Annotated in this window: 10 protein-coding genes; 7 read left to right on the top strand and 3 right to left on the bottom strand. The window is 48.0% G+C overall.

The window, feature by feature from the left end; translation table 11 throughout:
* Window positions 1-2 precede the first annotated feature (2 nt).
* From napA to ACHA99_RS06110, 4 genes are all read left to right on the top strand, one after another.
* Complete coding sequence (gene napA / locus ACHA99_RS06125) at window positions 3-2492, top strand: nitrate reductase catalytic subunit NapA (RefSeq protein WP_393941832.1); 2490 nt, start codon at window positions 3-5, stop codon at window positions 2490-2492.
* Window positions 2493-2502: 10 nt separating this feature from the next.
* Window positions 2503-2988 (top strand): nitrate reductase cytochrome c-type subunit, encoded by a 486-nt coding sequence (locus ACHA99_RS06120; protein WP_028760144.1) that lies wholly within the window; start codon window positions 2503-2505, stop codon window positions 2986-2988.
* An 8-nt stretch (window positions 2989-2996) separates the two neighbouring features.
* On the top strand, window positions 2997-3584 hold the full coding sequence (locus tag ACHA99_RS06115) for a cytochrome c3 family protein (protein WP_028760143.1): 588 nt from the start codon (window positions 2997-2999) through the stop codon (window positions 3582-3584).
* Between the two features lie 183 nt (window positions 3585-3767).
* Window positions 3768-4157, top strand: coding sequence for a DUF1801 domain-containing protein (locus tag ACHA99_RS06110; RefSeq protein ID WP_393941689.1), 390 nt, complete (start codon window positions 3768-3770; stop codon window positions 4155-4157).
* Window positions 4158-4282: 125 nt separating this feature from the next.
* On the opposite strand, the gene asnS is transcribed toward ACHA99_RS06110, so the two are convergent.
* Window positions 4283-5683, bottom strand: a complete 1401-nt coding sequence (asnS, locus tag ACHA99_RS06105; RefSeq protein WP_105252305.1) for an asparagine--tRNA ligase — start codon at window positions 5681-5683, stop codon at window positions 4283-4285.
* A 150-nt stretch (window positions 5684-5833) separates the two neighbouring features.
* On the opposite strand from asnS, the gene ACHA99_RS06100 reads away from it, so the two are divergent.
* Window positions 5834-6169, top strand: a complete 336-nt coding sequence (locus ACHA99_RS06100) for a hypothetical protein (protein ID WP_393941687.1) — start codon at window positions 5834-5836, stop codon at window positions 6167-6169.
* Window positions 6170-6236: 67 nt separating this feature from the next.
* Here the strand turns inward: ACHA99_RS06100 and ACHA99_RS06095 are convergent, their stop codons facing one another.
* Window positions 6237-6824 carry a CoA pyrophosphatase gene (locus ACHA99_RS06095; protein ID WP_393941685.1) on the bottom strand — a complete coding sequence of 196 codons (588 nt, stop codon included), beginning with the start codon at window positions 6822-6824 and terminating at the stop codon, window positions 6237-6239.
* Window positions 6825-6855: 31 nt separating this feature from the next.
* Entirely contained in the window at window positions 6856-8268 is a 1413-nt protein-coding gene (gene pabB / locus ACHA99_RS06090) for an aminodeoxychorismate synthase component I (RefSeq protein WP_338257677.1), read from the bottom strand.
* A gap of 119 nt (window positions 8269-8387) precedes the next feature.
* Here pabB and ACHA99_RS06085 point away from each other — a divergent pair, with 119 nt between their 5' ends.
* Window positions 8388-9932: a fumarate hydratase gene (locus tag ACHA99_RS06085; protein WP_219233691.1), complete on the top strand. Its 1545-nt coding sequence runs from the start codon at window positions 8388-8390 to the stop codon at window positions 9930-9932.
* A 290-nt stretch (window positions 9933-10222) separates the two neighbouring features.
* A complete protein-coding gene (locus tag ACHA99_RS06080; RefSeq protein WP_113939551.1) occupies window positions 10223-12274 on the top strand; it encodes a S9 family peptidase in 2052 nt (683 codons plus the stop codon).
* Window positions 12275-12456: the final 182 nt, after the last annotated feature.

Here is a 12456-nt window from a genome sequence, read left to right as displayed (position 1 = left end):
ATATGAACAGACGTGACTTTATCAAGGCCAATGCAGTGATTGCCGCTGCAGGCGCCGCTGGTTTAGCCTTGCCCGCAGGCGCAAGCAACTTAATTACCAGCTCAGAACAAACCAAATTAGAGTGGAATAAAGCCCCATGCCGTTTTTGCGGCACGGGCTGCTCTGTGATTGTCGCAACTCGCGACGGCAAAGTGGTTGCCACCCATGGCGATGCCAACAGTGAAGTGAACCGTGGGCTCAACTGTATCAAGGGCTATTTCCTGTCGAAAATCATGTATGGCAGCGATCGCTTAACCACGCCTATGCTGCGGATGACAGATGGCAAATACGACAAGCACGGTGAGTTTTCGCCCATCAGTTGGGACAGTGCCTTCGACATCATGGCGCAAAAATGGAAAGAGACCATCAAAGCCAAAGGGCCAACTGCTGTGGGCATGTTTGGCTCGGGCCAATGGACTGTGTGGGAAGGTTATGCTGCCGTTAAGTTGATGAAAGCGGGGTTTGGATCGAATAATATCGATCCGAATGCGCGTCACTGTATGGCGTCAGCCGTGGTCGGGTTTATGCGCACCTTCGGTATCGACGAACCTATGGGTTGCTATGACGATATGGAAGCCGCCGATGCCTTCGTCCTTTGGGGCTCGAATATGGCGGAGATGCACCCGATCCTCTGGAGTCGAGTGACAGACAGACGTCTCAGTGCCAGCCATGTAAAAGTGGCCGTGTTGTCGACGTTTGAACACAGATCCTTCGATTTGGCCGACTTGCCGATCGTGTTCACCCCGCAAACCGATTTAGCCATTTTGAACTACATAGCTAACTACATCATTCAGAATGATAAAGTGAACTGGGACTTCGTGAAGAAACACGTTAACTTCCGTCAGGGCACAACAGATATTGGTTATGGTTTGCGTCCGACACATCCCCTTGAGAAAAAAGCGAAAAATGTTAAAACGGCGGGGGATTCAACCCCAATTGATTTTGAGACCTTTAAAGCCTTCGTGGCGGATTATAGCGTCGAAAAAGTCAGTAAGTTGTCGGGCGTGCCCGAGGATAAACTGATTGCGCTGGCCAAGCTGTATGCCGATCCCGACATCAAAGTGACCTCATTTTGGACCATGGGTTTTAACCAACATACCCGAGGTGTGTGGTGTAACAACCTGATTTATAACATTCATCTCTTGATGGGTAAAATTTCAACCCCAGGTAACAGTCCATTCTCTTTGACGGGTCAACCATCAGCCTGTGGCACGGCCCGTGAAGTGGGGACGTTTTCCCATCGCTTACCCGCCGATATGGTCGTGACCAATCCTGAACACAGAAAGCATGCCGAAGACATTTGGAAGATCCCAAGCGGCATTATTCCACCTAAACCCGGTTATCACGCTGTCGAGCAAAACCGTCGTCTAAAAGATGGCGACTTAAATTGTTACTGGGTGCAAGTGAACAACAATATGCAGGCGGGCCCAAACATCAATGAAGAAGGTTTACCGGGTTACCGTAACCCTGTCAACTTTATCGTGGTGTCCGATGCCTATCCGACGGTGACGACTCAAGCGGCCGATTTGATTTTGCCCACCGCTATGTGGGTGGAAAAAGAGGGCGCCTACGGTAACGCCGAGCGCCGTACTCAGTTTTGGCATCAAATGGTGCAGGCACCGGGTGAGTCCCATTCGGATCTGTGGCAATTGATGGAGTTTGCGAAGCGTTTCACCACAGACGAAGTCTGGCCTAAGGATGTATTAGCGGCGAACCCTGAGTTCAAAGGGAAAACCCTATTCGAAGTCCTGTATCAGAACGGTAATGTTGATAAGTTCCCGCTGGCGGATGCCGATCCTAAGTATTTGAACGATGAGGCTAAACATTTTGGCTTCTATGTCCAAAAAGGCTTATTCGAGGAATATGCGACCTTTGGCCGCGGCCATGGCCACGATCTCGCCCCATTTGATGTTTACCATGAGGCTCATGGTCTGCGTTGGCCTGTGGTCGATGGTAAAGAAACCAAGTGGCGCTTCCGTGAAGGCACAGATCCTTATGTTAAAGCAGGTAAGGGCTTTGAGTTTTACGGTCATCCCGATGGTCGTGCGGTGATTTTCGCTTTGCCCTATGAACCTGCCGCAGAAGCGCCCGATGAAGAATATGATATCTGGTTGTCGACGGGTCGAGTGTTGGAACACTGGCATTCGGGTTCTATGACCCAACGTGTGCCTGAGCTATATCGTGCCTTCCCCGATGCCGTATGTTTTATGCACCCTGAAGATGCGAAAAAACGCGGTCTGCGCCGTGGCGATGAAATTCGCGTTGTGTCCCGTCGCGGTGAAATTAAGACCCGAGTCGAAACCCGTGGCCGCAATAAACCGCCCGTGGGTTTAGTGTTCGTGCCTTGGTTTGATGCTAGCCAGCTCATTAATAAAGTCACTTTAGATGCGACAGATCCCTTGTCAAAACAAACTGACTTTAAAAAGTGTGCGGTGAAGATCGTCAAGGTTTAAGGAGAACACGATGAAAACCCTAAAATTAGTCTCAGCGATCGGTTTATTGGTATTTGGCTCATTCATCATGACAAGTGTGTCTGCCGCCAGTATTCCCGAAGATAAAATTGATACCCTGCGCCAAGCGCCTATCAATGTCGAGCCTACGCCACCTGCGATGCAAAGTGTGCGTAATACCGATGTGAAGGAAGTGCGCAGCTATCCCATGCAACCACCGGTGATCCCACACAAGATCGACGGCTATCAGCTTGATCTTAAAGTGAACAAGTGTATGGCTTGCCATGCTCGTAGCCGCATTGGGGACTCGCAAGCGCCTATGGTCAGCGTCACGCATTTTATGGACAGGGACAATAACTTCTTAGCCGAGTTATCGCCGCGCCGCTATTTCTGCACTCAGTGTCATGTGCCGCAGTTAGATGCCAAGTTACTGGTCGAAAACGACTTTGTGGATATGGAACATCTGATCAAAGCCAACACTGAGCAGAAAAAACACTAGGAGTTAGCATGTTAGATAAACTGAAAAAAATCTGGCAGGTACTCAATCGTCCGAGTGTGCATTACAGTTTAGGTTTTTTGACCTTAGGTGGTTTTGTGGCTGGCGTGATTTTCTGGGGCGGGTTTAACACTGCCCTAGAAGTGACCAACCAAGAAGCTTTCTGTATTGGTTGCCATGAGATGGAAAATAACGTCTATCAAGAGTTACAGACGACGATTCATTTCACTAACCGCAGTGGCGTGCGGGCGACGTGTCCCGATTGCCACGTACCGCATAACTGGACCGATAAAATTGCCCGTAAGATGCAGGCATCTAAGGAAGTGTGGGGTAAGGTTTTTGGGACGATTAATACCCGTGAGAAGTTTGAAGATAAGCGTCGTGAACTGGCAGAACATGAGTGGGCAAGGTTAAAGGCCAATGATTCGCTCGAGTGTCGTAACTGCCATAACTTCACTTACATGGACTTTACTCGCCAATCACCCAGAGCGGCGCAGATGCACTCAACGTCACTGGCAAGCGGCGAAAAGACCTGTATCGACTGCCACAAGGGGATTGCTCATCATCTCCCTGACATGGCCGGTGTGAAGGGGTTTTAATCTAGGGCGCAGTGTTTATCCGTGTGACTTAGCCTTGCTAAGTTGGACAACTCCAGCAAAAGGCCAAGCGTACTCCACGCTTGGCCTTTTTATTGGCACGTCACTATTTTTTAGGGATGCTTCAATAGGGTGTTATTCAGTCCGATTAGCGCGCTACAATCGGGCTGGGATAGTCTTGCTTGTATGAGAGGTAAAGAGATCATGATGGAAGATCAGCCGCAACTTGAAAAACTGTTAGAAGATATTTTATGTACCAGCCCGAGTCTGTTTGAAATAGTGCAGGGGGTGAGGCAGGAGGTCAAAACCGCCGCTACTACATCGTCGCGGGCCATTACTGAAGCCGTTAAGTACGGCGGTATACTCTTTAGCACCAAAGCCAGTTTTGGTGGTGTGTTTGCCTATAAACAGCATGTTTCATTGGAGTTTAGCTTAGGCGCGAATCTTAGCGATCCACACAAGGTACTTGAAGGCAGTGGCAAGTTTCGTCGCCATATTAAGTTGGTGTCAATCGATGATATTGCTGCCAAGCGAGTCGCGGAATATATTGCGCAGGCGTTGAGTCTGGTGGATTAATGGTTGTTTAGCCGCATGATGTGACTAAAAACGGACGAACAAAAAGGAGCTGAATATTCAGCTCCTTTCGTTTTGCTAAGGCTTAATAGAGATGTCTTAGCTATGCAGTCCCAATTAAAGGGAGATTAGAAGTTCGCAGTGCGCGGTGCACGTGGGAAAGGGATAACATCACGAATGTTGTTCACGCCCGTCACGTAAGACACTAAACGCTCAAACCCTAGACCAAAACCTGCATGTGGCACTGTGCCATAACGGCGCATATCACGGTACCACCAGTAATCTTCTTGGTTCAGATCCATTTCGGCTAGACGCATATCTAGCACGTCTAAACGCTCTTCACGTTGAGAGCCACCGATGATCTCACCAATACCTGGAGCTAACACGTCCATCGCGGCAACAGTTTTACCGTCATCGTTTAAGCGCATGTAGAAGGCTTTGATATCTTTTGGATAGTTCTTCACTACCACAGGGGCTTTGAAGTGTTCTTCGGCTAAGTAACGCTCATGCTCAGAAGATAAATCGATGCCCCAAGACACTGGGAACTCGAAGGTTCTGCCACAGTTTTGCAGAATTTCAACCGCATCCGTGTAATCCACTTGAGCAAAATCGCTTGAAACGAAAGATTGCAGACGGTCGATCACAGTCTTATCAACGTGTTGGGCGAAGAAGGTTAAATCGTCCATACGCTCAGTCAATACGGCATTGAACGCGTATTTCAACATAGCTTCGGCAAGGCCTGCGATGTCGTTTAAGTTAGCGAAGGCGACTTCAGGCTCAACCATCCAGAATTCCGCTAAGTGGCGGCTGGTGTTTGAGTTTTCAGCACGGAAAGTCGGGCCAAAGGTATACACTTTTGACAGTGCACAGGCGTAGGTTTCAGCATTCAATTGGCCAGATACGGTCAGGAAAGCTTCTTTACCGAAGAAATCTTTATCGTAATCGACTTTACCCGCTTCAGTACGCGGCAGGTTTTCCATATCTAAGGTCGATACGCGGAACATCTCACCGGCGCCTTCGCAATCTGATGCTGTGATAAGTGGGGTCGATACCCAAATAAAGCCTTCTTCGTGGTAGAAGCGGTGAATCGCTTGAGATAGACAGTTACGTACGCGAGCAACGGCACCAATAATGTTAGTGCGTGGGCGTAAGTGCGCTAATTCGCGTAAATGTTCAATTGAGTGACGCTTAGCGGCCATTGGGTAAGTGTCTGGATCATCAACCCAGCCAGCGACTTCAAGTTCAGTCACTTGCAGCTCAAATGCTTGGCCTGCACCTGGAGATTCCACCACGTCGCCAGTCATTACAACAGAGCAACCCGCAGTCAGCTTTAACACTTCGTTGTCGTAATTATCTAAGCTATTGGGCACGACACCTTGGATAGGATTAAAGCAAGAGCCGTCGTAAACAGCTAAAAAAGAGATGCCGGCTTTAGAGTCACGACGGGTTCTGACCCAGCCACGCACTGTGACTTTAGAACCGACGGCGTGCTCACCTTTAAATACAGATGCGACAGATGCAATGCTCATTGTTGCTTAATTCTCCAACGAAACGTTTTATATGAAAATTTTGGAGGTTTATATTACCTTGCTGGTGGCTTTTCTCAAGCTGAAAAAGGTATCCTGAGGTTAATAATATCGATATTGAGCGATATAGTGAGTTAAACGGCGGGAGGCGGTATGAGCAAGACTAGAATATTTCAAATTATCCTTGCGACCTTATCCATTTTAGGCTGGGCAATAGCCGTCTATGCGCTATTAGTGTTTGGTGACGCGAGACCCGATCGCGAAGTTGGCGATTATTTAAGCCGCGGTGCGACATTTAGAGTCCATTGGGATCCACATGAAACCCAATTATTGCAGTATTTGATTTGGGTTTGTGGCGGTATTAGTTTGGTCAGTTTAGCGTTTAACTATTATGTCGCCCACCACAGTCGTATGGGCTATTGGTTTAATATTCCCATGTTGCTGTTAACCTCTATTGTCGCCGGTTTGTATATCCACTTGGTGGTTTAAGCTAGGCATCATTGTTTGGCTAATTTAACAGTTTGGCTTTTTAACGGTTTAGCAATGGCAAGTGAAGTCAGAGGATATCGGCAGGAATGCTTAATTGGCGGCACAGATGGTCGATAATCGCGGCAGTCGCACCCCAGATAAACCGTTGTTGATAGGGAATAAAATGCACGCTGTAATAGCGCCCTTGGCGTAAAAAGCGTTTTTGGTGGCGATTATTCGGTTCAATAAAAAAGCTTAATGGCACGGTAAAGCAATCGGCTACCTCACCGGGATCGAGTTTTAAATCAAATGCCTGCTTGATAATGCCTATCACAGGAGTGATTTCAAACCCTGTGAAGGTATTATGGGCTGGAAACGTGCCCACCACCTCGACGTTATGCCTTGAGAGTCCAATTTCCTCTTCTGCTTCCCTTAACGCGGCCGCAATCGCATCAATATCATAGGGCTCAATTTTACCGCCTGGGAAACTGATCTGCCCCGGATGGGCGCGCAGATGCATAGGTCTTTGGGTCAAAATTAGATTCAGCTCACCGTTAATCTCCAGCAGTGGGATCAAAACCGCAGCTTTGCGTAATCCAAGGTGAGGGAATGCCGCCGGATCTTGCTGCGCTAACGGGTGCAGATTAAATCTGAGTCTAAATTCCGCTTGATCCATCGACGTTCTCGTGACTGTTTAGTATTAAAGCTTACGGCTTTTGTGACGCAGCGCCAAGCAAAGGTAAAATACGGCTGATCTTATCAAAGGTTTCTTGGTACTCGGCATCCACTTCTGAATCCGCCACTATGCCGCCGCCAGCCCAGCAATAGAGTTTGCCCTGTTCGGCCACAATAGTGCGAATGGTGATGCTGGTATCCATTTGACCGTCTTGGCTGATATAACCCATAGATCCACAATAAAGGCTGCGCCGTGAAGGTTCGAGCTCTTCGATAATTTCCATGGCACGAATTTTCGGTGCGCCGGTAATTGAGCCGCCGGGAAACGCCGCGCGCAGTAAATCACTCGCCGTGAATCGGCTATCAAGCTTGGCCGTCACCGTACTGACTAAGTGATGCACGGCAGGAAAGCTTTCAATCTCAAACAGATGCGGTACACGTACTGAGCCTGCCGCCGCCACTTTGCCGATATCATTACGCAGTAAATCGACAATCATGACATTTTCGGCGCGATCCTTTGGTGAGTTTGCCAGTGTATTGGCGGCTTTCACATCCAATGCGGGATCGGTATGACGCGGCAGTGTGCCTTTGATAGGTTTGGTTTGAATATCGTCACCGCGAAGCTGAATAAAGCGCTCGGGTGAAATCGATAAAACCGTGTTTTGCGGCAGACGCATAAAGGCCGAGAAGGGCGCTTTATTGGCATTGCGCAGTTGGCTATAGGCCGACCACTCATCGCCTTGATAATGGGCTTCAAATCTTTGGGTTAAATTTATTTGATAGCAATCGCCGCTGTGCAAATAGGCTTGAACTGTTGCAAACTTGGCCGTGTATTGGGCCTTATCGATTTGTGCTGTCCATGGGCCAGTGAGCATGAATTCGGCGGTATTTGGCTTTTTGGTGATTTTATCTTGAATTTTATTCAACTCAATGTCGAGTGCCGCTTCACCTAAATAATGCAGCAAATGCCAACACTGGTCTTGGTAATCAAAAACTAACGCCCAGTCGTAAAAGCCGATGTTCATCTCTGGCAGTTGAATATCTTGCTTGGCCGTTATCGGCAGGGATTCAATTCTGCGGCCTAAATCGTAGCTAAAACTGCCCATTGCGCCACCACTAAAGGGCAGAACGCAATCAAAAGATTTTGAATACCAATGGGTTAATAAAGTGTTGAGTAACTCGAAGGGATCACGGTTTGGGTCTATTGCCTCGGGTAAGCTCAAGCTCGTATCGATGAGCTTTATATCGCTACGCTCGCCCTGAGTCACTAACGTTGCGATAGGATTGGCGCAAATGATGTCGAATCTGGCGTCTTGATGCGGCGCGTTCGCCGAATCTAACAGAATTGCCCAAGTGTCATTTGCAAAGTGTTCGAACAGTGCTGCGGTACTTAATGTCCAGTCAAGTTGGCGTGATGCAAGCTGTTTTGACGCCCTAATTGCCATCGATTAACCCTATTCAAAATGTGATGTAGCCCAAAAAGATGTGAAAGAGTATCATATTGGCCCAGAAAGAATTAAACAAAAACAAGTTAGGCCGCAAAGGCTGCTGGAGCGCTCCTACTATGTCATCTCACCATAAAATGTCTGAAACTTCTGTGATTAAACAAGCCGACTTTATTGAAAGTGTGGCGGATGCTTTGCAATACATTTCTTATTACCACCCGAAGGATTTTGTTGATGCCATGAGCCAAGCTTATGAGCGTGAACAAAGTGCGGCGGCGAAGGATGCGATTGCCCAGATCTTAATTAACTCGCGTATGTCGGCCGAAGGTAAACGTCCTCTGTGTCAAGACACTGGGATTGTGACCACTTTCGTGAAAGTGGGTATGGGTGTCCAATGGGACAAAACCGATATGACGATCCAGGAAATGGTCGACGAAGGTGTTCGTCGTGCCTATACCAATCCTGATAACCCACTGCGCGCATCAATAGTGTCAGATCCTGCGGGCAGCCGTAAAAATACCAAAGATAACACCCCATCTGTAGTGCATATCGACATGGTGCCAGGCAACCACATCGAAGTGGCGATTGCGGCTAAAGGCGGCGGCAGTGAAAACAAAGCGAAGATGGTAATGTTAAACCCATCTGATGATATCGCCGCTTGGGTAGAAAAAACGCTACCGACCATGGGCGCGGGCTGGTGTCCACCGGGAATGCTGGGTATAGGCATTGGCGGCACAGCAGAAAAAGCGGCCGTATTAGCCAAAGAAGCGCTGATGGAAAGCGTGGATATCCATGAGTTGATGGCCCGTGGCGCGCAAACGACCGAAGAAAAGCTGCGTTTAGACATTTTTGAGCGCGCGAATAGCTTAGGCATAGGTGCACAAGGTCTTGGCGGGTTAACCACAGTGTTAGACGTTAAAATCAAATCGGCGCCCACCCATGCGGCGTCAAAGCCAGTGGTGATGATCCCGAACTGCGCTGCTACACGCCACGTACATTTCCATTTAGATGGCTCAGGTCCTGCGGAATTAACGCCACCATCATTGGCCGATTGGCCAGAAATCACCCGTGAAGTGGGTGATGATGTGCGCCGCGTTAACTTAGATACTGTGACTCAAGCGGATATTGAGCAGTGGCAGAGCGGTGAAACCATTCTGCTGAGCGGTAAAATGCTCACAGGTCGCGATGCTGCCCATAAGCGCATTCAAAGCCTGATTGAAAGCGGTGAAGGTCTGCCAGAAGGCGTGGACTTTACCGGTAAGTTTATTTACTACGTTGGCCCAGTTGATCCAGTCGGTGCTGAAGTTGTCGGTCCTGCGGGTCCAACCACAGCAACCCGTATGGATAAATTCACTGACTTAATGTTAGAGAAAACGGGCTTGATGGGCATGATAGGTAAAGCTGAGCGCGGCCCTGCGACAGTTGAATCGATCAAAAAACACAAAGCGGTATATCTGATGGCCGTTGGCGGCGCTGCATATTTAGTGTCTAAAGCGATTAAACATTCTCGCGTCGTGGCCTTTGCTGATTTGGGCATGGAAGCGATTTACGAGTTTGATGTGCAAGATATGCCAGTGACTGTGGCTGTGGATTCGCATGGTGTGAACGCCCATGAAACTGGCCCAGCAATTTGGAAAGTGAATATCGCCAACGCGAAAGCGTAAAGGTGAGGATGCAGCGGATTGAACTTGATGGCTTTTTAAGCAAAACAGCTTAAGTTTGAGTTCTGATATCTGTTCTTGAGGTAAAACGTTGCGCCACTGACATTTTGTCACAAAAAAATACGCTCAGGTTCGCCATTTGGCTTGCCTGAGCGTTTTTGTTTCGATAGTGTGGCAAGCTTATCTTCGAAAGATACGATCTCAGATCGTTTTTTAACATTCGTGTTTGCAGCAATGATGATTATCGAATATTTGCAAGCCTCGAACCTGTTCAACAAAAGACGGACATAACAATGAAAATAGCTCCTCTCCTATTGGCGCTCGGCGCTGCGGGACTGGCGTTATCAGCCCAAGCGGCCGATCCAACGCCTTTTACTGTGCAACAACTCATTAAACTCAATAAGATGCACTCTGCGACTGTGTCCCATGATGGCACTAAATTAGTTTATGGTCTTAAAACGGTAAACGATAAGGGAGAGGCCAGCTCGGATCTGTATCTATTAGATTTGATAGACACGAAGGCGAAACCACTGCAATTGACCTCTGCCACGGGCACTGAGCACGATGTGAGCTTCGCCAATGACGACAAGTCGATTTATTTCCTTGCCAGTCGCAGTGGTTCAAGCCAGTTATTTCAACTGCCATTAACGGGCGGTGAAGCGGTACAAGTTTCTGATTTACCTTTGGATATTGATGGCTACAAATTATCAAACGACGGTAAACAAGTTGTACTCAGCATGCGTGTATTCCCCGAGTGTAAGGACTTAGCCTGCTCAAAGGATAAATTTACCGCCGAAGCTGAGCGTAAATCGACTGGCCGTGAATACAAGCAGTTAATGGTTCGCCATTGGGATACGTGGGAAGACCACGCCCGTAACCACTTATTTGTTGGCGCTGTAAACGGTGAAAAACTGACTAAAGTAGTGGATGTGACTCAAGGTTTAGATACTGAAACGCCGCCAAAACCTTTCTCGGGTATGGAAGAAGTAACTTTCACCCCAGACGGTAAGTTTGTGGTTTATAGCGCGAAAGCCCCTAGCAAAGATCAAGCTTGGACCACTAACTATGATTTGTGGCAAGTGCCAGTGACAGGCGGCACCGCAACCAACTTAACCAAAGACAATCTTGCATGGGATGCGCAGCCAACATTTTCGAGCGATGGTCGTTACATGGCCTATTTAGCAATGAAAAAACCGGGTTTTGAAGCAGATCGTTACGGCATTATGCTGCGCGATACTAGCACAGGCCAAACCAAAGAAGTTGCGCCATTATGGGATCGCAGCCCAAGCTCACTGATGTTTGCTCCTGACAATCGTACCTTGTATGTGACGGCACAAGACCTAGGTCAAGTCTCTATTTTCCAAGTGAATACCCAATTTGGCGATGTGCGTTCTGTCTACAGTGATGGCACGAACAGTTTAATTGCGGTCACTAACGAACAACTGATTTTCGATAGCAAAACCTTAGTTGAACCGGGCGATCTCTATAGCATTACGACTGAAGGTGAAGGGCTTAAACGTCTGACCGAAGTGAATAAAGACAAATTGGCCGAGATCAAGTTTGGTAAGTTTGAACAGTTCAGCTTTAAAGGTTGGAATAACGAAGACGTTTACGGTTACTGGATCAAACCGGCGAACTTCCAAGAAGGGAAAAAATACCCAATTGCCTATCTCGTTCACGGTGGGCCGCAAGGTTCATTTGGTAATGCCTTCAGTGGTCGTTGGAATGCCCAATTATGGGCGGGTGCGGGTTATGGCGTCGTTATGGTGGATTTCCACGGCTCTACTGGTTACGGCCAAGCCTTTACTGATTCAATCAGCCAAGATTGGGGTGGTAAGCCATTAGAAGATCTGCAAAAAGGCCTAGCAGCGGTGAGCCAGCAACAAAAATGGCTCGATCCGCAAAACACCTGTGCGCTCGGCGGTTCTTACGGCGGCTACATGATGAACTGGATCCAAGGTAACTGGAACGACGGTTTCAAGTGCTTAGTTAACCACGCGGGTCTGTTCGATATGCGTTCTATGTATTACGTGACCGAAGAAGTGTGGTTCGCAGAGCATGAGTTTGGTGGCACTTATTCAGATAACAAAGCGTTATATGAGAAGTTTAACCCAGTGAATTATGTTGAAAACTGGAAAACACCCATGCTGGTTATCCACGGTGAGAAGGACTTCCGCGTCCCTTATGGTCAAGGTTTAGCGGCATTCAGTTTTATGCAGCGTAAAGGGATCCCATCAGAGTTATTGATTTTCCCTGATGAAAACCATTGGATCTTAAAACCTGAAAACTTAGAGCAATGGTATGCTAATGTCTTCGGTTGGATGGACCGCTGGACTAAGCAATAACGACCAGTGCGTTTATGGGCTTTGCAGCGACGAAAGCCCATAGAAGCAAGGCTCGCCCGATAGGGTTATCATCGGCGAGTTGACTATTAGAGTGTTTTAAGCGGAGCGCTTTAAATAAGCTAAGCGTTTTCAATTAAGTGCACTTTGTTCAGCGTTTTAACAAAGCCAGAACTCTGTTCTGG

It is taken from the genome of Shewanella sp. S23-S33, from assembly GCF_043359565.1.
Lineage (GTDB): Bacteria > Pseudomonadota > Gammaproteobacteria > Enterobacterales > Shewanellaceae > Shewanella > Shewanella oncorhynchi.
Note: the sequence above shows the minus strand (reverse complement) of the source record. Positions and strands in the feature narration are given on the sequence as shown.